Annotated in this window: 19 protein-coding genes; 8 read left to right on the top strand and 11 right to left on the bottom strand. The window is 68.8% G+C overall.

Annotated elements, in window-relative coordinates; translation table 11 throughout:
- Positions 1-40: 40 nt before the first annotated feature.
- Positions 41-2,713 carry an AAA family ATPase gene (locus tag AB0L60_RS05200; RefSeq protein ID WP_364608530.1) on the bottom strand — a complete coding sequence of 891 codons (2,673 nt, stop codon included), beginning with the start codon at positions 2,711-2,713 and terminating at the stop codon, positions 41-43.
- Positions 2,714-3,191: 478 nt separating this feature from the next.
- Between AB0L60_RS05200 and AB0L60_RS05195 the strand changes: the two genes are divergently transcribed.
- Positions 3,192-3,509 carry a hypothetical protein gene (locus AB0L60_RS05195; protein WP_364607517.1) on the top strand — a complete coding sequence of 106 codons (318 nt, stop codon included), beginning with the start codon at positions 3,192-3,194 and terminating at the stop codon, positions 3,507-3,509.
- Positions 3,510-3,540: 31 nt separating this feature from the next.
- On the opposite strand, the gene AB0L60_RS05190 is transcribed toward AB0L60_RS05195, so the two are convergent.
- The 3 genes from AB0L60_RS05190 to secA all read right to left on the bottom strand — a co-directional run bounded on the left by AB0L60_RS05190 (position 3,541) and on the right by secA (position 9,841).
- Positions 3,541-6,162 carry an AAA family ATPase gene (locus AB0L60_RS05190; RefSeq protein WP_364607514.1) on the bottom strand — a complete coding sequence of 874 codons (2,622 nt, stop codon included), beginning with the start codon at positions 6,160-6,162 and terminating at the stop codon, positions 3,541-3,543.
- Between the two features lie 423 nt (positions 6,163-6,585).
- The gene (locus AB0L60_RS05185) at positions 6,586-6,825 is read right to left on the bottom strand and encodes a hypothetical protein (protein WP_354833969.1); all 240 of its coding nucleotides are present in this window, start codon (positions 6,823-6,825) and stop codon (positions 6,586-6,588) included.
- Between the two features lie 181 nt (positions 6,826-7,006).
- A complete protein-coding gene (gene secA, locus AB0L60_RS05180) occupies positions 7,007-9,841 on the bottom strand; it encodes a preprotein translocase subunit SecA (RefSeq protein WP_364607510.1) in 2,835 nt (944 codons plus the stop codon).
- Positions 9,842-10,324: 483 nt separating this feature from the next.
- On the opposite strand from secA, the gene AB0L60_RS05175 reads away from it, so the two are divergent.
- The 7 genes from AB0L60_RS05175 (at position 10,325) to AB0L60_RS05145 (ending at position 18,178) form a co-directional block, all read left to right on the top strand.
- Complete coding sequence (locus AB0L60_RS05175) at positions 10,325-11,746, top strand: wax ester/triacylglycerol synthase family O-acyltransferase (protein ID WP_364607507.1); 1,422 nt, start codon at positions 10,325-10,327, stop codon at positions 11,744-11,746.
- Positions 11,747-11,798: 52 nt separating this feature from the next.
- Positions 11,799-12,329 carry a hypothetical protein gene (locus AB0L60_RS05170; RefSeq protein ID WP_364608528.1) on the top strand — a complete coding sequence of 177 codons (531 nt, stop codon included), beginning with the start codon at positions 11,799-11,801 and terminating at the stop codon, positions 12,327-12,329.
- A gap of 309 nt (positions 12,330-12,638) precedes the next feature.
- On the top strand, positions 12,639-13,802 hold the full coding sequence (locus AB0L60_RS05165) for a ferredoxin reductase (RefSeq protein ID WP_364607504.1): 1,164 nt from the start codon (positions 12,639-12,641) through the stop codon (positions 13,800-13,802).
- 193 nt (positions 13,803-13,995) lie between these two features.
- A complete protein-coding gene (locus tag AB0L60_RS05160) occupies positions 13,996-15,450 on the top strand; it encodes a fatty acid desaturase (RefSeq protein WP_364607501.1) in 1,455 nt (484 codons plus the stop codon).
- 95 nt (positions 15,451-15,545) lie between these two features.
- Positions 15,546-16,796 carry an acyl-CoA desaturase gene (locus AB0L60_RS05155; RefSeq protein ID WP_364607498.1) on the top strand — a complete coding sequence of 417 codons (1,251 nt, stop codon included), beginning with the start codon at positions 15,546-15,548 and terminating at the stop codon, positions 16,794-16,796.
- A 107-nt stretch (positions 16,797-16,903) separates the two neighbouring features.
- Positions 16,904-17,572: a 5,6-dimethylbenzimidazole synthase gene (gene bluB / locus AB0L60_RS05150; RefSeq protein WP_364607495.1), complete on the top strand. Its 669-nt coding sequence runs from the start codon at positions 16,904-16,906 to the stop codon at positions 17,570-17,572.
- Positions 17,573-17,641: 69 nt separating this feature from the next.
- Positions 17,642-18,178: a YceI family protein gene (locus tag AB0L60_RS05145; protein WP_364607492.1), complete on the top strand. Its 537-nt coding sequence runs from the start codon at positions 17,642-17,644 to the stop codon at positions 18,176-18,178.
- A gap of 5 nt (positions 18,179-18,183) precedes the next feature.
- On the opposite strand, the gene AB0L60_RS05140 is transcribed toward AB0L60_RS05145, so the two are convergent.
- From AB0L60_RS05140 to AB0L60_RS05110, 7 genes are all read right to left on the bottom strand, one after another.
- The gene (locus tag AB0L60_RS05140; protein WP_364607489.1) at positions 18,184-18,948 is read right to left on the bottom strand and encodes a type 1 glutamine amidotransferase domain-containing protein; all 765 of its coding nucleotides are present in this window, start codon (positions 18,946-18,948) and stop codon (positions 18,184-18,186) included.
- Positions 18,949-19,011: 63 nt separating this feature from the next.
- The gene (locus tag AB0L60_RS05135; protein ID WP_364607486.1) at positions 19,012-19,329 is read right to left on the bottom strand and encodes a YciI family protein; all 318 of its coding nucleotides are present in this window, start codon (positions 19,327-19,329) and stop codon (positions 19,012-19,014) included.
- Complete coding sequence (locus tag AB0L60_RS05130) at positions 19,308-20,030, bottom strand: hypothetical protein (protein WP_364607483.1); 723 nt, start codon at positions 20,028-20,030, stop codon at positions 19,308-19,310. Before AB0L60_RS05130 ends, AB0L60_RS05135 begins: the two co-directional genes overlap by 22 nt.
- A 289-nt stretch (positions 20,031-20,319) precedes the next feature.
- A complete protein-coding gene (locus tag AB0L60_RS05125) occupies positions 20,320-20,772 on the bottom strand; it encodes a hypothetical protein (RefSeq protein WP_364607480.1) in 453 nt (150 codons plus the stop codon).
- 389 nt (positions 20,773-21,161) lie between these two features.
- A complete protein-coding gene (locus tag AB0L60_RS05120) occupies positions 21,162-22,454 on the bottom strand; it encodes an acetyl-CoA C-acyltransferase (RefSeq protein ID WP_364607477.1) in 1,293 nt (430 codons plus the stop codon).
- Between the two features lie 112 nt (positions 22,455-22,566).
- Positions 22,567-23,238, bottom strand: coding sequence for a ribosome-associated translation inhibitor RaiA (gene raiA / locus AB0L60_RS05115; protein WP_354834132.1), 672 nt, complete (start codon positions 23,236-23,238; stop codon positions 22,567-22,569).
- A gap of 226 nt (positions 23,239-23,464) precedes the next feature.
- Positions 23,465-24,109, bottom strand: coding sequence for a ComF family protein (locus AB0L60_RS05110; RefSeq protein WP_364607474.1), 645 nt, complete (start codon positions 24,107-24,109; stop codon positions 23,465-23,467).
- Between the last annotated feature and the right edge of the window lie 8 nt (positions 24,110-24,117).

The following is a 24,117-nucleotide window of genomic DNA, read 5'->3' as shown; positions in this document are numbered from 1 at the left end:
GACATTAGCTGTCAGCGTTCGCAGCGGCCGGAACCACGCCTCAGTGCGGGCGCGTCAGGCGCATGCCATTGTCGAAGTCGATGCCCCGCAGCTCGGAACGGCTGGTGAGGCCGAGCTTCTCGAGAATCCGGGACATGTGGTGCCCGACCGTGCGCGGGCTGACGAACAGTTCCGCGCCGATCTCCCGATTGGTGAGCCCCTGGGCGGCCAGCCGGGCCACCTGGGACTCCTGCCCGGTGAGCGGTGTCGAGCCGGCGCCGGGCTTGGCGCCGGTGCCGGTGAGGTCCAGCTCGGAGCGGGTGCGGGCGGCCCAGGCGGTGGCGCCGATGAGGTCGAAAGCGTCGGCGGCGGCGCGCAATTGCTCGGCGGCGTCGCGGCGGCGCCGGACCCGGCGCAGCCACTTGCCGTAGAGCAGCTGGGTACGGGCGCGGCCGAAGCTGGTATGCGGGGTGTCGCCGACCGCCAGGGCGCGGCGGTAGTAGTGCTCGGCGTGATCCTCGTCGGCCAGCAGTGCCCGGCAGGAGTAGGCGGTCGTCAGCGCCCAGCGGGCTCGGGTGCGCCGCGTCCAGACCGCGATCAGCTCCGCGTACTCGGCGGCCTCGTCGAAACGGCCCACGCGGCAGGCGGCCTCGACCGTGTCGAGGGTGGCCAGCCGGGCCAGCGTGGGATGCGCGGCCTCGTGGCCGGGCAGGTAGAGCGCGCGCAGGCGGCGATAGGCCGACTCGGCATCCCCGGCGGTCAGCGAGTGGAAGCCGTGATGCCAGTATGCGCCGCCGATCAGCGCCGACACCGCGTGCGGGCGGGCCAGGGCCAGCGCGCGATCCACGCTCTCGGCCACCGTGTCCGCGTCACCCCGCTGGGCGGCCAGCCGGGCCCGCAGGTTCCAGCACTGGGCGAGGATATTGGCCGCGCCCGCCCCCGCGGCCAGGTCGAACGCCTCGGCCAGGGTGCTCTCCCCCGCCTCCCAGTGTCCGGTGGCGAATTGCACCACGGCCAGTTGCGGCAGCACGCCGAGCGCGGCCGGCCGGCCGCCCGAATTGCGCAGGCCCCCGGCCACTCTGAGGTACGGCTCCAGCGCCCGCTCGGCCAGCCCCCACTCGAGCAACTGCCCCGCCGGCGGCAGCAGATATGCGGCCGCGATGGGTGAGGGCGCGGCCCCGGCCGCGTCGAGCTGACCGTCCGGCGGCAGGTCCGCGGCGCGGCCCACCGACCAGGCCGCCCGGTCGGCGAGCAGCCGCAGGTCGGCCGCGAGGTCGGCGCCGCGGCTCTGCCATGGCGAATCCGGGCCCGCGGCAGCGGTTTCCGGCCTCGCGGCGGATGCGCGGATCGTCTCGGCATCACGCAGCAGCAGGATGTGCGCCTCGGCCGGATCGCCGGTGACGAATTCCAGCAGGCCGGCCAGGCCGCCGCTGGCCGCGGCGATCGCGGCGGGCGTGGTGCGGGTCTCGGCGAGGGCGAGCAGGCGCTGGACCGACTCGATATCACCGCCCTCCCAGGCGAATCGGGCCGCACCGGCCAGCCGCACCCCGGCGGTGTCCGGGTCCGGGGTGATGGCCGCGGCACGGCGCAGCACCGCGGCCGCGGCCAGCGTTCCGGCGCGGGCCCGCACCCGCTCGGCACCGTCGGCGAGCGACTGTGCCAGCGTGGGATTCGAGCCGTCGAGGACGGCGGCCAGCTGCCAGGTCCGCAGGTCGCCGTTCTCGGGGCCGGGCAGGGCATCGGCCAGGGCCAGGTGGACGGTGCGGCGCTCGGCCGTCGACGCGGCGTCATAGGCCGCGCCGCAGAGCAGACGGTGCCGCATTTCGACGCGCCCGTCGGTGACCGTGAGCAGCCCGGCCGCCACCGCCGACTCCCAATCCGCCGCGGTGACACCGAGTTCGGTCGCGGCCGTCGCGACCGGGCACAGCGTGCCCCGATCCTCCGCGGCCACCACGGTCAGCAGGGTGCGCACCCGCGGCTCCAGGGCGGCCAGCCGATCGGCGAAGGCGGCACGCAGCCGCGGGCCGAAAGGCGCCGGTCCGCAGCCGATTCCGGCGCCCTCCTCGGAGTCGATGGGAAATTCCTGCAGCGCCAGCGGATTGCCGTCGGCCAGGCGCAGCATGCGCATCGCGCGCGGCTCGCCGATGCCGCCGGAGCGCAGGGCCAGCAGCCGTCGCGCCTGCGCCTCGGTCAGCGGTGCGACGGGCAGCACGGGCAGCGGCTCCCACATCGTGGTGGCCGGGCATTCGCGCATCGCGGCCAGCAGCGCCACCCGGTCGGCGCCCAGGCGGCGCAGCGCGAAGGTGAGCGCCTGCCCGGTCGCGGCGTCCACCCACTGGGCATCGTCGACGATGAGCAGCAACGGCCGTTCCCGGGCGACCGTCGCCAGCAGAGTCACCAGGGCCGCGCCCACCAGGAAGCGGTCGGCCGGCCCGGCGTCCCGGCCGAGGGCCGCGGCCAGGGCCCGCGCCTGCGGGACGGGCAGCGCGGCGACCCGATCGATCAGCGAGAGCAGCAGTTCGTGCAGCGCGCCGAAATCCAGCTCCGATTCGGCGGGAAATCCACGGCAGGTCACCACCCGAAAATCGGTGGCACGTAGCTCGGCATCGCGTAACAGTGCGGTTTTTCCGATTCCCGGTTCACCCCACAAGAGCAATCCCCCGCCGCGACCGGCGCGCGCCTCGCTCAATACACGAGAGAGTTCGGCCTGTTCTCGCTCCCTCCCCTGGAGCACCCGGATATCGCGCACATTGCAAGCTACCTCGACGCCCGAGAGCCGGACAAACTCGAAGTCGCCGCCGTCCCATCGGCTGAGATCACCTGGGAGATATGCGATTCCGAGTCTTTCATCGATGACCGATACGATGACCGATACAGCGACCGATTTTGATTCGCATACTGTCGGCTAAAATGCTGCGCGAATTCGATCCGAAATCGGGCGACTCACCCGATTCGATATCCATTGCATTCCCAGAAGATTGCGTGCTGAACATTCGTCATCAGCTGCATTTCCGCCGACCACCGGATCGGCGGATATCCTCACCGACGTCATCGAGGTGCTGACCACCGGTAGCACCTCCACCCCGGGCACCACCACGACCCCGGAAACCGATCCGGCCGGTTCCCATGCCGTCCCGGATCGACGCCGAAGGGGGTCGCCGATCCCGGCGGCCCGGGGTGCGGACACCGCCGGAAATAGTTAGCCTGCCGAGGTGGAAGACCGTGAGCGCAAGGAATTCTCGCCGCTCCTCGACGACGCCCTCGGGCCCGGCGCGCCCGTCACCCCGGAAGTCCGGATAGGGCGCAACGATCCGGACGGCGCGCTGCCGGAATGCGTGCGCTGTGGAAAGCCCGCCGCCCTGCACCTGCGGGCGGTGTGGCTTTCCACCCGCGCCGTGCTGGCCGGCGACACCGATGTGGACAACCTGATCCAGGTGCATGCCTGCGGTGGCTGTGCGGGCAGCGTGGCCGGGATGATCCTCATCAACTGGGACCCGCGCTACTGGGGCGAGTCGGTCCACCTGGAATGACGCCCGGGAGTGTCACTCCGATACGAGAACTTCAGCGCGGCCGCACAATTCGCATGCCATTGTCGAAATCCACGTCGACCAGATCGGTCCGGCCGCTGAGCCCGAGCTTGCCGAACACCCGCGACAGGTGATGGCCCACCGTGCGCGGGCTCAGGAACAGGTCGGTCCCGATCTCCCGATTGGTCAGGCCCTGCGCCGCCAGCCGCGCGACCCGCAGCTCCTGCGCCGTCAGCACCGAGGTCTCGCCGTGCGCGGTGACCGGTGCGGCCCGGCGGCCGGTCAGCTCGAGTTCCTGCCGGGCGCGCAGCACCCACGGGGCCGCGCCCATGCCCTCGAACGCCTCGGCGGCCGTGCGCAATTGCTCGGCCGCGTCGGCGCGCCGCCGGGCCCGGCGCAGCCACTTGCCGTAGAGCAGCTGGGTGCGGACGTGATTCAGATCGTGGCGGGTGCGCCGGACGGCCAGCGCACGCCGGAAGTAGTGGTCGGCCCGATCGCCGGAGCACAGCAGGGCCCGGCAGGTGTAGGCGGCCGAGAGCGCCCACTCCGCGCGGGACCGCACCGCCCAATCCCGGATCTCCCCGTAATATTCGAGCGCATCGGCCTGCCGGCCGACCCGGGTCGCGGCCTCCACCAGCTCCACCGCGGCCAGCCGCGCGTAGGTGGGATGCTGGGCGTCGTGCCCAGGCTGGGCCAGGGTCCGCAGCCGCAGGTACGCGGTCTCCGGATCACCGAGGCTCAGCGCGTGAAAGCCCAGATGCCAGTGCGCCGACGCGATGAGCGCATGCGACCGGCGCGGCCGCGCCAGCGCCAGCACCCGGTCCGCGCTGTCCAGCACCGTATCCGAATCACCGTGCAGCGCGGCGATCTTCGCGCGCAGGGCCCAGCACTGGGCGAGCACGTTCTCCACCCCGCCCGCCGCGGCCAGCTCGAACGCCTCGGCCAGGGTCTGCTCGGCGGCCGCGAACCGGCCATTGGCGAACTGGATGATCGCCAGCTGGGGTAGTAGCGACACCGCGGCGGGCGCCGAACTGCCCCGCAGGTACGCCGCCGCCTGGGTGAACGGCTCCAGGGCCGCGTCCGCCAGCCCCCACAGCAGCACCAGCGGTGCCGGCGGCAGCGGCCGGATCATAGTGTGGAAGCGCGAAATACCCTCCCGCACGGTCATTTCCGTGGGATCCAGGTCGAGCACGCCGTGCCCGGCCACCCAGCGCGCGCGTTCGGCGTCGATCCGCAGGTGCGCGGCCGTCTCGGAATCCACCAGCTCGGCATCGCGCAGCAGCAGCCGGCTCGCCCGCTCCGGTTCTCCCGCAACGAATTCCAGCAGCCCGGCCAGCCCACGCCCGGCCACCGCGGCCCGCTCCGGCCCGAGCCGGGCGGTGGCGCGATCGAGCAGGCCGCGCGCGGAGGCGATATCGCCGCCCGCCCAGGCGGATCGACCGGCCGCGGCCAGCCGCTCCCCCGCCCGCTCCGGATCCGGCGTGATGGCGGCTGCCTGCCGCAGCATGGCCGCGGCGGTCATGTGCCCGTGATCCGAGCCGGCGGACGCCGCGGTCAAGGCCGCGGCCAGCTCCTCGTCGGGGCACTCGGCGGCCATGGCCCGGTGCCAGATGCGCAGATCCGCCGTGCCCGGCCCGGTCAGCGCGTCCGCCACGGCCAGCTGCGCGACGCGGCGCTCGGCGGCCGTGGCGGCATCGTGAACGGCGGCGCACAGCAGGGCGTGGGTCCGTTCCACCCGGCCGTCGCCGACCGTGAGCAGGCCTGCGGCCGTGGCGAATTCCCACGCGGCGCCATCGGCGCCGAGGGCCGCCGCGGCGGCGGTCACGATACCCAGCACGCCGCGGGTCTCGGTGGCGGCGACGGTCAGCAGCACGCGCACCCCGGCGGGCAGCGCGGCGACGCGATCGCGGAAGGCCGCGCGCAGTCCGGGCCCCAGCGCCATCGGCTCGGGCGCGGTGCCCGCGAGATCACCGACGACATCCGGCAATTCGTGCAGGGCCAGCGGATTGCCACCGGCCACGGCGAGGATCCGGGCCAGCCGCAACGCGCCCAGCGGGCCGTGCCGCTCGTCGACGAGACGACGAGCGTCGGCCTCGAGCAGTCCGGTGACCGGCAGCGCGGGCAGTTCCCGCCAGAGCGTGTCGGCCGGATCGTCGCGCAGCGCCACCAGCAGCGTCACCGGCGCCGCGGCCAGCCGGCGGATGGCGAACACGAGCGCCTGCGCCGACTCCGGATCCACCAGCCGGGCCTGGTCCACGACCAGCAGCAGTGGGCCCTCGGCCGCGAGCGCCGCCAGCAGCCGCACCAGGGCGGCGCCGACCAGGAAGGCGTCGGCCGCACCGGCGTGCAGGCCGAGCACCACGCCCAGGGCCCGGGACTGGGCGGTGGGCAGCGTCGGCAGCCGGTCGGCCACCGGCAGCAGAAGTTCGTGCAGGGCAGCGAAATTCAGTTCGGATTCGGTGCTCATGCCCTGACAGCGCAGCACCCGGAAATCGGCGGCGCGATCGACGGCGGTGCGCAGCAGCGCGGTCTTGCCGATGGCCGGATCGCCGTACAGCACCAGCGCCGATCCCCGCCCCGCCCGGGCCGCCGCGAGAGCGCGATCCAACTGGCTCCGTTCGCGTTCCCGCCCGTAAAACTTCAGGTCCTCCCACACATTCGGGAATTTAGTCCAGCTAATAGAGCGCAACCAAGCTACCGCAGAGTAAATGGCACAAAATGTCCCGAATGACGCACATCACAAATTTGAGGGGAGTAATTCAATTAACGCGCAACCCGGTTCGCGCGATAAAAATGCCCTTGATTACGATCCCAGCGAAGTGAAAAGGGTACGAATGGGATTCGGATCGGCGGCAGGCCACAACGACCGTGCTCAGAGAGCTGAGTACCCCTCGCCGGGCCACCGAAACACCCGCGCGGCAGGAAATTTCACCGAACGCCGACCCGGGCGGCCCTGCGGTCGTCCGAATTGTCCGTTTCTTTCGGAATCCGCCCGCTGATTCATTCCCGAAAATGACAGTGCCCCCGGCGATTTCGCCGAGGGCACGGTTTCCGTTCGAGCCGGGGACCGGCCGTTCGATCAACGGAAGATGGTCATGTACCACAGACCGTCGGCGCCCTGATCGCACCGCCACTGCCAGCCGTCCTCGCCGCGCAGCTGCACGCCGCCCGCCTGGAACTGGCCGCCATTGCCGTCGGCGGCGCAGGCGTCGACGGTGGCGTAGTTACCGTCGACCGTCAGGGTCTCCGCGTGCGCGGTCGCGGCGCCCAGCCCGGCGATGCCCAGGGCCATGGCGGTGAGGGCAAAAGTCTTGCGCATGATCGTGATTCCTTCCTGCTCGGCCGCCCCACGGCGACCGGACTGGAACCCATTTCAGCGAACCGATCGTGACTGTTTCATGACCACGCGAAAACCGCTGGTCCAGACCGGAAAACACGACGCCCCGGGTGTGAACACCCGGGGCGCAGTGCGTTTCGATCCGCGCGGTGGCGACGCTGACTCAGTGGCGGCGCTTGGAGCGCGGGGCGCGGTCGGCCTTGCCCTGCGCGCGGGCCGCCTCACGGCGCTCGCGGCGGGTGCCGCCCTGACCGTCCTCGAGGCCGTACTCGTCACGGTCGCTGCGGATGGCGGCGTGACCGCCCTCGTCCGGACCGGAGTAGGACAGGCCGCGCGGACCGGACTCGTCGATGCCCTTGGCGCGCAGGGCCGCCGGAGCGCCATTGCCGTTGGCGGCCGCGTCCTCCTCGGTGGGGAGCGGGCGGTTGCCGACCGGCGACTGCAGGCCCGCGGCCACGTTCACGCCGACCGGCTGCGGCTGCTGCACCTCGACCTGGAGGTTGAACAGGAAGCCGACCGACTCCTCCTTGAGGCCGTCGAGCATGGCCGCGAACATGTCGAAGCCCTCGCGCTGGTACTCGACCAGCGGGTCGCGCTGCGCCATGGCGCGCAGGCCGATGCCCTCCTTGAGGTAGTCCATCTCGTAGAGGTGCTCACGCCACTTGCGGTCCAGGACGCTCAGCAGGATCTGGCGCTCCAGATTACGCATGCTGCCCTCGCCCGCGAGGCCGTCGATCTCCGACTCGCGGTTGTCGTAGGCGGCGTGCGCGTCCTCGAGCACCGCGTCCAGCAGCTCCTCGCGGGTCAGCTCGCCCACCTCGCCGCCGCCGCTCTCGCCGGTGAGGTCCTTGTAGTCGATGCCGATGGGGTACAGCGTCTTCAGCGCGCCCCACAGCTTCTCCAGATCCCAGTCCTCGACATAGCCCTCGGCCGTGGCGCCATTGACGTAGGCGGTGATCACGTCGGTGATCATCTCCTGCACCTGGCCCTCCATGTCCTCGCCCTCGAGGATGCGGGCACGCTCGGCGTAGATCACCTTGCGCTGCTGGTTCATGACCTCGTCGTACTTGAGGACGTTCTTGCGGATCTCGAAGTTCTGCTGCTCGACCTGGGTCTGCGCGGACTTGATGGCACGCGAGACCATCTTGGCCTCGATCGGCACATCGTCGGGCAGGTTCAGCCGGGTCATGATCGACTCGAGCGCGGCGCCGTTGAAGCGCCGCATCAGCTCGTCACCCAGCGACAGGTAGAACCGGGACTCGCCCGGGTCGCCCTGGCGGCCGGAACGACCGCGCAGCTGGTTGTCGATGCGCCGCGACTCGTGCCGCTCGGTGCCCAGCACGTAGAGGCCACCCGCGTCGCGGACCGCCTCGGCGTCCTCGTCCACCTGCTCCTTGACCCGCTCCAGGGTCGGGTGCCAGTGGGCCTCGTACTCGTCCGGGGTCTCCACCGGGTCCAGGCCCTGCCGGCGCAGCAGGATGTCGGCGATGATGTCCGGGTTGCCGCCCAGCACGATGTCGGTACCACGGCCGGCCATATTGGTGGCGACGGTGACCGCGCCCGGGCGACCCGCCTCGGCGACGATCTGCGCTTCCTGCTCGTGGAACTTGGCGTTCAGCACGTTGTGCGGGATACCACGCTTGGTCAGCAGCTTGGACAGGTACTCCGAGCGCTCGACCGAGGTGGTGCCGACCAGGACCGGCTGACCCAGCTCGTGCTTCTCCTGGATGTCGTCGGCGACCGCGGCGAACTTGGCCTCTTCGGTCTTGTAGATCAGGTCGGACTGGTCCTGGCGGACCATCGGCTTGTTGGTGGGGATCGGCACCACACCCAGGCCGTAGGTCTGGTGCAGTTCGGCCGCCTCGGTCTCGGCGGTACCGGTCATGCCCGAGAGCTTGTCGTAGAGCCGGAAGTAGTTCTGCAGCGTGATGGTGGCCAGCGTCTGGTTCTCGGGCTGGATCTCCACGCCCTCCTTGGCCTCGATGGCCTGGTGCATGCCCTCGTTGTAGCGGCGGCCCACCAGGATTCGGCCGGTGAACTCGTCGACGATGATGACCTCGCCGCTGCGGACGATGTAGTCCTTGTCCTTGGTGTAGAGCTCCTTCGCCTTGATGGCGTTGTTCAGGTAGCTCACCAGCGGCGAGTTGGCCGCCTCGTACAGGTTGTCGATGCCCAGCTGGTCCTCGACGAATTCCACGCCCGCCTCGTGCACACCGATGGTGCGCTTCTTGATGTCGACCTCGTAGTGCAGGTCCTTCTTCAGCAGCGGCGCGATGCGCGCGAACTCCGCGTACCACTTCGAGGAGGCGTCGGCCGGGCCCGAGATGATGAGCGGGGTGCGGGCCTCGTCGATGAGGATGGAGTCGACCTCGTCGACGATGGCGAAGTTGTGCCCGCGCTGGACCAGATCGTCCAGCGAGTGGGTCATGTTGTCGCGCAGGTAGTCGAAACCGAACTCGTTGTTGGTGCCGTAGGTGATGTCCGCGGCGTACGCCTCGCGGCGCTCGGCCGGGCTCATGCCGCCCAGGATCACGCCGACCTCGAGACCGAGGAAGCGGTGCACGCGGCCCATCCACTCGGCGTCGCGCTTGGCCAGGTAGTCGTTGACGGTGACGACGTGCACGCCCTCACCGGAGATGGCGTTGAGGTAGGCGGGCAGCACACAGGTCAGGGTCTTGCCCTCACCGGTCTTCATCTCCGCCACATTGCCGATGTGCAGGGCGCCGCCGCCCATGATCTGCACCTTGTAGTGCTTCTGGTTCAGCACTCGCCAGGACGCTTCCCGCGCGGTCGCGAAGGCTTCCAGCAGCAGCTCGTCGAGGCTTTCGCCGTCGGCGTAGCGCTGCTGGAACTCCGCGGTCTTGGCCTGCAACTCGGCGTCGGTGAGGGCCGTGTACTCCTCGTCGAGGGCGATGACCTCGTCCGCCAGACTTGCCAGCCGCTTGACCGTGCGACCTTCACCAATCCGTAGCAACCTTGAAAAACTCAGCGCAGGCACGGGTCTTGTAGTCCTCTGGTCGGTGTTGTCGGTAGCCCCCACCATGGCGGGAAGCCTGCGCGCGGGCGCGCAATCACTAGCCATGGTAATCCGGAGCCCATCGTAGGTGCTGAACTGCGCGGGCGAGGGCCTGCGTGCTGAGGGAAAGCTGTGAAATCGGGCCGCCCGCACGGTTGCCCGGGAGCCGATCGGGGGCGCCAGCGACCCTTCAGCGAATGATCTTGCGTCCGAGGCTGATTCGTTACCCCTGACGTAGGATGTAGGGGGTCCGGCGTGCGGAGGCCTGCGCCCGCGCACCCGGAGCTGGGGACACCGTTGGCGGTGTGTGATCTCGGGCAGTGCCGCCCATCCATCCCCCCAGGTGATCGGATTGCGATAGCTTGCCTTCGAAGAATGCCACGGCAACATTTGATGGAAGAACCGCCGGCGCCTAGGCAGGGGGACACTGCGGGCGCAGGCAGGGACTAGGGAGTAGCGGGCAGCGTGATCACCAGACTGACGCCGCAGGACGCGTCGTTCTACCGGCTGGAATCCAGCAGCAACCCCATGCATATCGGTTCCCTGGCCATCCTGCGCAATCCCGCGCCGGCCGGAAACTCGGGGCACGGGCCGCTGGATTATGACCGGCTGGCAACCCTGGTCGAGTCACGGCTGCCGCTGGTGCCGCTGTACCGCCGCAAGGTGCGGGAGATCCCGTTCACGCTGGGCCGCCCGGTGTGGGTGGACGACAGCCACTTCGACATCACCTATCACATCCGCCGCTCCGCCCTGCCCGAGCCGGGCACCGACGAGCAGCTGCTGGACCTGGTGGCGCGGCTGGCGTCACGCCCCCTCGACCCCTCCCGGCCCCTGTGGGAGATGTACCTGGTCGAGGGCCTGTCCGAGGGCCGCTGCGCCATCTTCACCAAGACCCATTCGGCCCTGGTCGACGGGGACGGTGCGCTCGAGATCGGGCATGTGATCCTGGACACCTCGACCGCGCCCCGCGAGGTCGCCGACGACGCCTGGATCGCCCATCGCGAACCCGCCGACCTCGAATTGCTGCTCGGCGCGGTGCTGCACCTGGCCACCCAGCCGCGCGAGGGCCTGGAGGTGGCCCGCCACCACGTGGCCGAGGCCTTCGCCATGGTCGACGCCACCGGCAAGGCGGTGCAGAAGCTGGTGTCCATGGTCCGGGCCGCGGCCATCGGCGCTCCCGACAGTCCCCTGAACACCCGCACCTCGCGCAATCGCCGGTTCGAGGTGGTGCGCACGGATCTCGAGGACTACCGCAAGATCCGCAAGCGGTTCGACTGCTCCATCAACGATGTGATCCTCGCGGTGGTGACGGGGGCGCTGCGCAATTGGCTGCTCTCGCGCGGGCAGGTGCTGACCGAGGCCGACGCGCTGCGGGCGGTCGTACCCATGTCGGTCTACGCCGACGGACCGAACGGTGAGCTCAAACCCGCGGGCGAGGTCACCTCGCTGCTGGTGGATCTGCCGGTGGGCGAACCGAATCCGGTGATCCGCATGGAGCACATCAAGCACGCGACCGAGCCCCATTCCCGGCATCAGCTCGGGGTCCGCGCCCGCACGCTTATGCACATGGCCGGATTCGCTCCGGCGAGCCTGCATGCCATGAGCGTGCGGTCGGCGAGTACTTTTGCAGAGCACACGTTCAATCTGGTGATCACCAACGCGCCGGGTCCGCAGCAGCCCATGTATATCGGGGGCGCACGGATGCTGGAGATGTACCCGGTGTCGCCGCTGCTGCGCTTTCAGGCTCTGAGCATCGGGCTCACGTCCTACGACGGACGGGTGTTCTACGGACTCACCGCCGATCGCGACGCCATGGCGGACATCGCGGTGCTGACCGCTTCGGTGCACGAGTCGATGGAGGAGATGCTCGGTGCCTGCGTCCAGTGAGTCGTCCCGCGTCTCGAAGAAACTACGGGTCTACGTCCCGGCCACGGTGCCGATGCTGCGGGAACTGGTCGCCGACCGCGAGATTCGCGCGCTCAACGACACCGCCTTCGCGGTGACGCCGGCGCTGCGCGAGGCCTATGCCTCCGGCGACGACGAGGAGCTGGCCGAGGTCGCCATGGCCGAGGCCGCGCGCGCCTCGCTGCGACTGCTCGCCGAGGAACAGGCGGCCGCGGAGGTGCGCGGCGATCGCGCGGGCGACGAATCCGGCGACGAATCCGATGCCGCCCCGGCCGGACCGGTCTTCCGCCGCGCGGTCATCGCCGCCGATGTGGACGGCGCGACCCTGCGCCCGGATCTGGACGACGCCGTGGTGCGGCTGTCCGGCCCGATCGCCTACGACCGCATCGCGTCCATCCACGTGGACCTGGCCGAGGCCGAGTCCGAGGTCGCCAAGGCCGTGGAGGTCATCGACGCCGCCGACATGGGCGACGCCGACGCCGAATTCGTGCTCGGCGACGCCGAGGACCACCAGCTCGCCTGGTACGCAGCGCAAGAACTCCCCTTCTTGCTCGATCTCCTGTAACCCCACAGGCAAGTTCGCGTAAAGCCGCCAGGTTCGCGGCCGTCTCGATTCTCTGGACTGCGGCTTGATAGACCTCCGCCTTGGAGCGGCGAGCGGCTCCATAGACCTGCGCCTTGGAGGAGCGGAGGAGGGAAGAATCGAGACCTCGGGGCCGCGAACCCGCCCCGGAGCGAAGCGGAGGGGCAATCCAACACAGCGCCCGTAACCTACGATGCCGTAACCTGGCTGTGATGGTTGCTCATCACATGGGCGACAGGCGTACGACGACGCGCTGACCAGCGCGCACGACGACAGGAAGCGTTCCGGGATATGGCATCGAAGAGTGGTGGGTTCTCCGTGCGAGGACTGCGGGACTGGCTGGAAGCCCCCGTAGCCGAAGGCGGCACCGGCGGACGGACTCCCCTCGACGCCCTGCGCGGCGCCGCGGCGCGCATCACCACTCCCCTGCTGCCCGACGACTACCTGCACCTGGTGAACCCGCTGTGGTCGGCGCGCGAGCTGCGCGGCCGCATCGTCGAGGTGCGCAAGGAGACCGCGGATTCGGCCACCCTGGTCATCAAGCCGGGCTGGGGTTTCGACTTCACATTCGAGCCGGGCCAGTACATCGGCATCGGCGTGCTGGTGGACGGCCGCTGGCACTGGCGCTCGTATTCGCTGACCTGCCCGCCGGATTGGACCGGCGACAGCGCGCACAAGGGCAGGCGGCTCATCTCCATCGCGGTGAAGGCGATGCCGGAGGGCTTCCTGTCCAGCCACATCGTCTCCGGGGTGCCGGCCGGGACCATCGTGCGGCTGGCCGCGCCGCAGGGCGGGTTCGTGCTGCCGGATCCGGCGCCGTCCAAGGTGCTGTTCCTGACCGCGGGCTCGGGCGTCACGCCCGTCATGGCCATGCTGCGCACCATGGATCGCCGCAATGCGGTCCCGGATGTCATGCACATCCACTCCGCCCGTACACCCGACGACGTGATGTTCGGTGACGAGCTGCGCGACATGCACAACCGGCACCCGGGTTTCACCGCGCACCTGCACCTCACCGGCGAGCAGGGCAAGTTCGCGCTCGCCGATCTGGACGAGGTGGTGCCGGACTGGCGCGAGCGCGAGGTCTGGGCCTGCGGCCCGCTGCCCATGCTGGACGAGATCGAGAAGCATTGGGCCGCCGCCGCTCTGGAGTCCAAGCTGCACGTGGAGCGCTTCGAGATCGAGCGCAACGCCACCGGTGAGGGCGGCACCGTCACCTTCGCCAAGGCCGGCCGCTCGGCCGAGGTGGACGGCGCGACCACGCTGCTGCAGGCCGGTGAGGGCGCGGGCGTGCAGATGCCGTTCGGCTGCCGCATGGGCATCTGCCAGACCTGCGTGGTCACGGTCACCGAGGGCCATGTGCGCGATCTGCGCAACGGCAAGGAGCACCGCGCCGGGGACAAGATCCAGACCTGCATCTCCGCCGCTGCGGGCGATTGCACCCTCGAAGTTTGACACCCACTGACTGACACCTGAACGCGCGGACACCGCTACTCTCGATACCAGCCCCCTCCTGGTTCGCGGCCCGTCTCGTTCTGGACTGAGCGGAGCGAAGCGGGGGAGCGGAGGGAGGGAAGAATGAGACCTCCAGGGCCGCGAACCCGCCCGTAGCGCAGCGGAGGGCAAATCAGACACGGAAGGACCGCCGGTGGCCATCACCGACATCAAGGCATTCGCTCATCTCACGGCGGCCGATATCGAGACCCTGGGTCAGGAGCTCGACACCGTTCGGCGCGATATCGAGCACTCGCTCGGTGAACGCGATGCCCGCTACATCCGGCGCACCATTGCGGCGCAACGGATTCTGGAGGCCGCCGGCCGCGCCACGCTCTTCGCGTCGAAGAAGCGCTGGGCGTGGCTGACCGGCACCGCACTGCTGTCGGTCGCCAAGATCATCGAGAACATGGAGCTCGGGCACAACATCAGCCACGGGCAATGGGATTGGATGAACGACCCGGAGATCCACTCCACCACCTGGGAGTGGGATATGACGGGTACCTCGGCGCAGTGGAAGGCCGCGCACAACTATTCGCACCACATGTACACCAACATCCTCGACATGGATGACGATCTGGGCTTCGGCATCCTGCGCATGACGCGCGACGAGGAATGGAAGCCGATCAATCTGGCGCAACCGGTGGCGAATCTGTTTCTGGCCGCGCTGTTCGAGTGGGGCATCGCGCTGCACGATCTGGCGGCCACCAAGGAACAGATGGGTGTGCCCCCGAGCCAGTTCTTCCCCCTGCGCCATGTCGTCAACGAACCGAACAAGGCATTCTGGCGCAAGGCCGGTAGACAGGTCGCCAAGGATTTCGTGATCTATCCGGCGCTCACCGGTCGTGCTTGGAAGTCGACACTGAAGGCGAATGCCACCGCGAACCTGATTCGCAATCTGTGGGCGTACGCGGTCATCTTCTGCGGCCATTTCCCGGACGGCGCCGAGAAGTTCACCGTGGACCAGTTCGAGAACGAGACGCAGGGCGAGTGGTACCTGCGCCAGATGCTGGGCAGCGCCAATTTCGATGCAGGCCCGGTGATGGCGTTCATGAGCGGCAATCTGAGCTACCAGATCGAGCACCACCTGTTCCCGGATATTCCGAGCAATCGGTATCCCGAGGTCTCGGTGAAGGTGCAGGAGCTGTGCGACAAGTACGACCTGCCGTACACCACCGGCTCGCTGGGCAAGCAATACCTGCTGGCGTTCCGCACGATCCACAAGCTGGCGCTGCCGGACCAGTGGCTCAAGCGGACCTCCGACGACGCGCCGGAGACCTCCTCGGAGCGCAAGTTCGCGGGCATCTCGCTGCCGTCCATGCCGACGTGGAACGGCAGTGAATGGCTGGCCGAGCACAGCGCGAGCGAGTGGCTGGCCGAGCACCAGCCGCGCTGGGGCCTGGACCCCGAGACCGGTGAGCGGCGCGGGCTGCGGTCGGCCATGCAGGAGGCCAAGGTGGCGCTCAAGGAGAAGGCCGCGCACGAGAAGCAGGTGTTGCGCGAGGCCAAGGCCGCACTGCAGGAAAAGGCGCGGACGGAAAAGGCCGCATTGGCCGATAAAGCCCAACGCGGAGGCTGGTTCTCGCGTAAACTCCGTCGCAATCGCTAGCAGAGTCGAGTCACGAAAACAATGCGGCATTCGACACGTTAGAGATTCGATCTTCACCAACCTACGGGACCGTAACCTACGGTAGTGTAACCGCCATGGCGATCTCGGATGTCAAGGAATACGCGCACCTCACCCCGGAGGACGTCGAAGCGATCGGGGCGGAGCTAGACGCCATCCGCCGTGAGGTCGAATCGTCCCTGGGCGAGCAGGATGCCCGTTACATCCGCAATGTGATCCGTCTCCAGCGCGGCCTCGAAATCAGTGGCCGCGCAGTGCTTTTCGCGAGTCTCTTCCCGCCTGCGTGGCTGGCCGGCGTGGCCCTGCTGGGTACCGCCAAGATCATCGAGAACATGGAGATCGGCCACAATGTGATGCACGGGCAGTGGGACTGGATGAACGATCCGGAAATCCACTCCACCAAATGGGAATGGGACAACGCGGGCCCGTCCGAACACTGGAAGATCACCCACAACTTCCTGCACCACAAGTACACCAATGTGCTGGGCATGGATGACGACATCGGCTACGGCCTGCTGCGCGTCACCCGCGATCAGCGCTGGTCGCCGTTCTATCTCGGACAGCCGGTCTACAACCTGCTGCTGCAGATGTTCTTCGAATACGGTGTCGCCATCCAGCATTTGGAGCTGGGCAAGGTCGCCAAGAAGAAGTGGGCCCCGGGCTCGCCCGAGCGCATCCAGTTCGAGGAGGATCGCAAGACCGTTCTGAAGAAGATCGGCAAGCAGGCCGCCAAGGACTACCTGATCTTCCCGCTGCTCACCGGCCCGGCCTTCCTGGGCACGCTGACCGCCAATCTGGCCGCGAACATCGTCCGCAATGTGTGGACCAATGCGGTCATCTTCTGCGGTCACTTCCCCGACGGCGCCGAGAAGTTCACCAAGTTCGACTGCGACAACGAGACGCAGGGCGAGTGGTACCTGCGGCAGATGCTGGGTTCGGCCAACATCTCCGGTGGCCCGCTCATGCACTTCATGACCGGCAACCTCTCGCACCAGATCGAGCACCACCTGTACCCGGACATTCCGTCCAACCACCTGTCGGCCATCGCGGTGCGGGTGCGGGCGCTGTGCGAGAAGTACGACCTGCCCTACACCACCGGTTCGCTGCCGGTGCAGTACGCCAAGTCGTGGCGCACCATCATGAAGCTGTCGCTGCCCAACAAGTACCTGCGCCGCTCGACCGACGACGCTCCGGAAACCAAGTCCGAGAAGATCTTCGGCGGCGAGTCCAGCATCGACCCGATGACCGGACGCCGCCGCGGCCTGCGCACCGCGCTGCGGGAGGGCCGCCGCAAGCTGTCCCGGCGCGAACCGGCCCTGGTCGGCTGAGCCACCCGGCATTCCGAAACGCCCCCCGCCGAGTTTCCGGCGGGGGGCGTTTTCGCGGGAATGGGCCGATGACCCCCGTCGACCTCCGCCCTGGTTCACTGGACGCCGTGTGTTCCGAAGGTCCTGTCAGCGCCACCGAATGTCTGAGCGTCTACGACGCCATCAAACTGCGTCGTGATGTCCGCGCCGAATTCACCGGCGAGGTGGTCGACGACACCACACTGCTCCGAATTCTCGAGGCGGCGCATCGGGCGCCCAGCGTCGGCAATTCGATGCCGTGGGATTTCGTGGTGCTGCGAGATCCGGCCACGCTGACCAAGTTCGCCGATCATGTGGCCGAGAAGCGGCAGCAGTTCCACGACTCGCTGCCGTCCGATCGCGCCGAGACCTTCAATCCGATCAAGATCGAAGGAATTGTGGAGAGCGGCACCGGCATCGTGGTGACCCACAATCAGGCGCGCGGCGGCACCCATGTGCTGGGTCGCGCGACCGTGCCGGAAACCGGTATCTACTCCACCATCCTGGCCATCCAGAACCTGTGGCTGGCCGCCACCGCCGAGGGCGTGGGCGTGGGCTGGGTGAGCTTCTACGACGAGCCGTTCCTCACCGACCTGCTCTCGCTGCCGCCGGGCGTGAAACCGGTCGCCTGGCTCTGTGTCGGCCCGGTCGACGAATTCCAGCAGGTACCGGACCTCGAGCGCTTCGGCTGGCGCCATCGGCGGCCCCTCGAATCGGCCGTGCACTGGGAACGATTCACGCCACGCACGGACGATTAGCCACGGACCGGCAGTCCCTGGACCAAGCCGGTCTGGTTACGCCCCCGCGACCGGACGACAGTCGAGGCCATGACGACGTCGACCGGTATCGCCCTCACCCCCGGCCTCTGGACCCTGGACGCCACGAACTCCACCGTCGGCTTCTCGCTGCGCAACTTCGGACTGCTGCGCGTGCGCGGTGAATTCCGGCGCTTCGACACCGGATTCGTAGTGGACGACACCGGGGCGGCGGCCATCGAGGCCACCATCCACCTGGATTCCTTCCACACCGGCAATGCCAAACGCGACGACCACGTCCGCCACGCCGACTTCCTGGATGTGGAGCGCCGGCCGACCATGACCTTCCGGACGCCCGGCTCGATCCGGATCGGCGAATCCTTCGACGTGAACGGCGAGGTCAGCTTCGGTGAGCTGACGCGGCCGCTGCCCCTGACCGTGTCCTGGAACGGACTGCGGCCGCATCCCGTGACCGGCCGCCCGTCCATCGGCTTCACCGCCACCGGCAGCCTGGACCGCGGCGACTTCGGTGTCGGCCCGTCCTTCGGCGGCATGATCGGCCGCATCCTCACCGTCGACCTCGGCATCCAGTTGAACGCACCGGCCTGATCCGTTCAGATTCCCAGTGACTCGATCACCATCTGAGCGACCTTCGCGCCGGAGTACTGCTGTTGACCGGTGATGAGGTTGCCGTCGCGGACGGCGAAGGCGCGGAACAGGCCACCGGTGACGAAGTTGGCGCCCAGCGCGCTGGCCTCGTCCTGGATTCGGAACGGCATCACGGTACGCCCCAAGGCTTGATCCGAGAAGTCCTCCTCGACATTGGCGAAGCCGGTCATGGTCTTGCCCGTGATGAACGGCGTGCCGTCGTCGGCGACAACGTCCAGCAGCGCGCAGGTGCCGTGACACAGCACCGCGGTAGGCTTCTCGGCGGCGTGGAATGCCCCGATCGTGGTGGCCAGATCCTTGCGGCCCCGGAAGGTGAACATCGGCGACTGACCGCCACAGACCACGATCGCGTCGAAGTCGTCGTGGTCCAGATCAGCCAATACGGCGGTATCGTCCAGCAGAACAGCCAATTCGGGGGTGTTGACGAAGCCCATGGTGATCAGATCATCTGCCGACCACCTGCTCGCGTCGCGCGGGTCGGACATGGCGTCCATCTCGACTCGCCCGCCGTCGGGGCTGGCTATGGTGATCTCATAACGGGCTCTGGTGAATTCGTAATAGGGATGCGTGAGTTCGGCGGCCCAGAAGCCCACCGGAATGTTCAGCGTCGTCGAGGTCGCCGGGTTGGCGACCACCATCAGTACTCGGGGACGCTGGGCACGGGTCACATCGATGATCTCGTGATGCTCGGTCGTCTGCGCGATGGCCATTGTCGGTCCTCGGATGGTAGGGAAGGACTTCTGACTGCGCACGCCATCCTGCTGGCGCGACGATCAGGTGACGGGTTCGCTCTCGGTGCGGGGGTTGAGGTAGCCGAGCTGGATCGGCCGCAGATCGCCGCGCATGAAGCCTGCGCTGGTGACAGGCTCATCGGCGATGATGCGCCGCGCGGCGGCCTCGTCATCGGCGGTGAAGATCCCGACGCCGGTATTGACACTGCCCAGGGTAGGCCCGGCCACCAGCAGCACACCGGCGGTGTCCAGGCGCGCCAGCCATTCCCTGTGCGCCGCGAACGCCGATCTTTCGTCTGCGGTCATGGTGGCGATGAAATTGTCGCGGGGCGGATGCATCAAAAAGATCCACTCGGCCATTTGCCGAGTATACGTTCGCCGTGGCAGTTGCCGGGTCGTTGCTTGCGCCGCAGATCCGACAACCCCAGACCCGCCCCGGACAGCAGCACGAGCGTGTCCAACGGCAGCCGCAGCTGCCAGAACGCGTCCGCGAACCCATCCGGGTCGGCGGTCGCCGCCCCGCGCAGCCCCGCGAGCCCGATCCAGGTCAGAGCCGAAGCGGCGAACCAGAATTGGCCGCGGGCGGCCGGGCGCGCCAGCGCCACCGTGATCAGCGGAGCGACGTTCACCGCGATCAGCAGGACCGACAGCACGATCCCGTAGACCGTTGCGGGACCGCTCAATTGACCGGTGTATCCGCGACGCGCGCCCGCGTGCTCGGCGATCGCGTGGACGACGACGAGCGCGAGACCCCCGGCGACCCCGATCACCAGCGCCGCCCGGCGGAGCCACTCGTTGTCCCAGACCCGCGCGACGTGCGCGCACAGCAGGCAGACCGCCACCAGCAGCACCACATCCGAGACGAGGCCCGCCAGACCACGGGTGACGAAGACGGAATCGACGCCGTCCCGCCACTGCGGTTCGACGAAGATCGCGCCGATCGCCAGCAGCGACAGCACCATGGTGATGGGCCGCGTCCGCGGCGCGTCACACCACAGGGCGAGCCGGGCCAGCGCCACGGCGGCCGTGATCGCGAGGGCGATCGCGAAGACACTCTCCATCCGCTCCTCCAGCCGCCGCGCGCGATTCGTCCAGCAATCCACGCCCGAGCCGTTCGCATCGTGTTGTCTTGGATTGGTATTCGTATCGCTGCTGGGCGCAGGGGCCGACCGCCGGGCCGCCTTCGGCACGGCGGGCTACACATCGGGCGGGTCGGAAATCGGGCCGCGATCAAACCGTCGGTCGGACTCACACCATAGGTGCGGCCGACGGCGATGACCCGTTTCCGCGATCGGCGAGTCGCTGCTCAGATGACGGGATACCCGCATACGGCCGCGGTCCGTCCGGGTGTCAGCGCAGCGCCTCGGCCGGGCGATGGCCGATGACCGCGACGTCGTCGAGGGCCACCACCGGATCCCCGGAGTCGCGCTTGCCGGTGATCGTGATGGTCCCGGTGAACACGTCACCCTGCGCCACAGTGCGGCCCGGCGGTGCGGCGAGCTCCACCCGGGCGCCGTCGATGGTGTAGTAGTCGGTCGGCCCGCCGCTCACGAACGCCAGAGTCCACACCGCCGCATCCGAATACACCAGCCCGTACACGGGATACCGCTCCCCCGCGTGCTGTTCGGCATTGCGCAGCCGCAGATACAGGTCGTGGTCCGCCACCGGTTGCCCGCCCTCGGACCCGGTCACCGGAAGTGGCAGCGCCCCAGCGCTTCCCGTGCCGCCCGCCGCGCCGCCCACGCCACAGCCGCCCGCCGCGACCACGAGTGCCGCGGCGCCGACCATCGTCCTAGCGACCATGACCTACCTCCGCTCATCTCGGTCACCCCGGGAATACCCACTCGACATCACCTCACCACCAGCCATTTCCGCGCAGCACGCAAAAGACCCCGGCCCGCATTCGCGAGCCGGGGTCTCACCTGCACGAAGTCGTGTTCGCGCCGATCCTCACCGCGGCGGCGCATTCGGGTAACCACCGACGGCACCGACGGCACCGCCCACACCCGCGCCGACCAGCACACTGCCCCGGAAGGCTCCACCCACGCGGTTCAGGGTGTCGATCGGAATTCCGGTCAACCGGCCGCGGGGCGCGTCCCTCCCGATGTCGATCGAGCTGGTTCGGATCCTCCGGGCCGGCGGGAATCGGCTGGGCGACCGCCGTCGAAACCGTTGGCACAGAGGCGCGTCGGCTAGACCCGCTCCAGCACCGCCGAGGCCCCGATGCCGCCGGCGGCGCAGATGCCGAGCAAGGCGGTGGACTTGCCGGTCAGGGCGAGTTCGTTGGCCATGGTGGTGACCATGCGCGCGCCGGTCGCGCCGAAGGGGTGGCCGAGGGAGACCGAGCCGCCGTGCACATTGAGCTTGGCCGGATCGATCTCGCCCACCGCGGCGTCGCGGTCGAGGCGGGTCTTGGACCATTCGTGGCTGGCCAGCGCCGAGACCACGGACAGGGTCTGGGCGGCGAAGGCCTCGTGGATATCGACGAAATCGATGTCTGCGAGCGACATTCCGGCCCGGTCGAGGGCTCGCGGCATGGAGACGGCCGGGCCGATCAGCACCTGGTCGCGCGGGTCGACGCTGACGAAGCTCCAGGAGCGGAAGGCGGCGAGGGGCTCGTAGCCGAGCACGCGCGCCTTCTCCTCGCTCATCAGCAGCACCGCCGAGGCGCCGTCGGTGAGCGGGCTGGAATTGCCGGCGGTGACGGTGCCGCTCTCGGCGAAAACCGGTGCCAGCTCGGAGAGTTTGGCCAGGCTGGTGTCCGGCCGCACCAGTCCGTCCCGCGACACCGCGGTCCCGTCGGGCGTGTGGACCGGCACCACCTCGCGGTCGAAGCGGCCGGAGGCGATGGCCGCGGCGGCCCGGTGATGGGAGGTGGCGGCGAAGTGGTCCTGTGCGCCGCGCGAAATGCCGTGGATGCGCGCCATTTTCTCGGCCGACTCGCCCATGACCTCACCGGTGGTGCGCTCGGCGATCTGGGGCCGGCGCGGCATCAGGTCGAAGAACGGGGCCAATTGGGTTGCGGCGGTGAGATAGTCCTTGGCCTTGGGCTTGCCCAGCGCCAGCGGCGCTGCGGCGTGCACCAGCTTCTGCGGCAGCTTGATCTCGGCATTGCTGGTGGAGTCGCTGCCGCCGGCGACCATGATGTCGTACTCGCCGCGTTCGATGGCGGCCGCCGCCGACACCACCGCCTGCAGCCCGGACGCGCAGGCGCGCGTCACGGTGTAGCCCTCGCAGCCCGCGTCCAGTTCCAGATCGAGCGCGATCTCCCGCGCGATGTTCGGCGCGCCGCTGGGCAGGATCACCCCACCCCAGACGATGGCCTGGACGTCCTGCTTCGGCAGCCCGGTACGTTCCAGCAGCCCGCGCACAGCGCTATCGGCGAGGTCGATGGAGTCCATCCGCGTGAATTCGCTGAATGCCCGCACGAACGGGGTCCGAGCCCCGGCGACGATGACAGCACGGCGAGCGACCTTGGTAGCCATGGCACAGTTTTAACTGATACACGCCGTAACAGCAAGAACCCCCCGGACACAACAGGCGACCGGGGTCCTGTTCGTGACCCCGGTCGAAAGGTGGATGTTCCCCAGCCGCTGGTTACGCGAGCCTGATGAGCCCGTAGTCGAAGGCGTGGCGGCGGTAGACGACCGACGGTCGGTCGGTCTCCTTGTCCTGGAACAGGAAGAAATCGTGGCCTACCAGCTCCATCTGGTAGAGGGCGTCGTCAACCGTCATGGGGATCGCGGAGTGCTGCTTGGTGCGCACCACATGGCCGGGGCCGGCGGCTTCGTCCATCTCGTCGGCCGCGTGCTCGTGCGCGATGGATCCATTGGCGGAGAACAGGGATTCGTCGATGAGATCGGCGGTCGCCTCCGACACCGAGATCGGTGTCTTGTCCCCGTGGTGGACGCGACGGCGGTCCTTGAGCCGGCGCAGTCGGCTCTCCAGCTTCTCGACCGCGAACTCGAGGGCCGCGTAGAAGCTGTCCGCGCGCGCTTCGGCCCGGACGACCGGGCCCTTGCCGCGGGCGGTGATCTCTATCCGCTGGCAGTTCTTGCGTTGACGACGGTTGCGTTCGTGGGTGAGTTCCACGTCGAAGAGGTAGATGGTGGGGTCGAACCGCTCGAGCCGAGAGAGCTTGTCCGCCACGTGAATTCGGAAATGGTCGGGCACTCCGCCCTCACCGAGGGTCCTGCCCTTGACCACGACATCCGCGATGGTGGCCCGAGTGGATGAATCGTCTGAGATGACCTCGTCATCGAGCAGCACCGTGGTGTCTGCGTTCTTCGCTGAGAGTCGTGAAGTAGTCGTCACGCGTACCTCCCGGATCTGGCCGCACAAGCCGCTCGTGCGGCGGGATTGAAACGTGCCGATCGATGAACTCGCTCGGCACATATGTCCGAGGCGCCACCTCCAAACTTGCGGTTCGGGTGTCTGATCGCCAACCTAGTGCGCCAGCGACCCGTCCGCCAGTGTTCACGCAAATTTCGGCGAATCAAGCCGCGCAAGTAACCAGCACGGCACGAACCGCCACTCTCGCAGCAGCCAGCGCACGCACCGATTCCCGCACCGTGACGCCCGTGGTCAACACGTCATCGATCACCACTACCTCGGCATTTGCCGGAAACAGGGCACCCGGCGGGCGGGTGGTGGCTACTATGATCCGCCCGTGCAGATTGTGCTGGCGATCGCGATGTCCCAGGCCCACCGAGTCGCGCACACCTGGCCGCATGCGCAACAGACGAACCATTCGGCAACCGGGTAGCAAACTCGCCGCGACGTTCGCGGCACGCGCCACCGGATCTCCCCCGCGCCGGCGGGCGGCGGATCCGCGACTGGGCGCCGGCACCAGCACCAGCGGGCGGGCGGTGTCCCGCAAATGATCCAGCCCCCTGGCCAATTCGGCGCCGAGCGGCCGCGCCAGGTCCCGGCGGCACTGTTCCTTGATCGCCAGCACGGCCCGCCGCGGCGCGCCCGCGTAACCGGCCAGCGCCCAGCACGGCACCCCGGGATCGGCGCGCGGACGGATCCGGATGGGCGGACCCGACAGCGCGGTGGCGCAGTCCGCGCACCACCCCGTCCCGGCCCGCCCGCACCCGCCGCAGGCGCGCGGCAGGATCAGATCCAGCAGTTCCCCCATGCCCCTCA

Source organism: Nocardia sp. NPDC051981, from assembly GCF_040680715.1.
Taxonomy (GTDB): Bacteria; Actinomycetota; Actinomycetes; order Mycobacteriales; family Mycobacteriaceae; genus Nocardia.
The sequence above is the reverse complement of the archived record's forward strand: the minus strand, read 5'-3'. Positions and strand labels throughout refer to the sequence as shown.

Coding starts and splice junctions, on each gene's coding strand:
- AB0L60_RS05120 (WP_364607477.1), bottom strand. CDS start 22,454: ATGGCTACCAAGGTCGCTCGCCGTGCTGTCATCGTCGCCGGGGCTCGG.
- AB0L60_RS05155 (WP_364607498.1), top strand. CDS start 15,546: ATGGCGATCTCGGATGTCAAGGAATACGCGCACCTCACCCCGGAGGAC.
- AB0L60_RS05165 (WP_364607504.1), top strand. CDS start 12,639: ATGGCATCGAAGAGTGGTGGGTTCTCCGTGCGAGGACTGCGGGACTGG.
- AB0L60_RS05185 (WP_354833969.1), bottom strand. CDS start 6,825: ATGCGCAAGACTTTTGCCCTCACCGCCATGGCCCTGGGCATCGCCGGG.
- AB0L60_RS05130 (WP_364607483.1), bottom strand. CDS start 20,030: ATGGAGAGTGTCTTCGCGATCGCCCTCGCGATCACGGCCGCCGTGGCG.
- AB0L60_RS05135 (WP_364607486.1), bottom strand. CDS start 19,329: ATGGCCGAGTGGATCTTTTTGATGCATCCGCCCCGCGACAATTTCATC.
- AB0L60_RS05140 (WP_364607489.1), bottom strand. CDS start 18,948: ATGGCCATCGCGCAGACGACCGAGCATCACGAGATCATCGATGTGACC.
- AB0L60_RS05125 (WP_364607480.1), bottom strand. CDS start 20,772: ATGGTCGCTAGGACGATGGTCGGCGCCGCGGCACTCGTGGTCGCGGCG.
- AB0L60_RS05170 (WP_364608528.1), top strand. CDS start 11,799: ATGCTGCGGGAACTGGTCGCCGACCGCGAGATTCGCGCGCTCAACGAC.
- AB0L60_RS05145 (WP_364607492.1), top strand. CDS start 17,642: ATGACGACGTCGACCGGTATCGCCCTCACCCCCGGCCTCTGGACCCTG.
- AB0L60_RS05110 (WP_364607474.1), bottom strand. CDS start 24,109: ATGGGGGAACTGCTGGATCTGATCCTGCCGCGCGCCTGCGGCGGGTGC.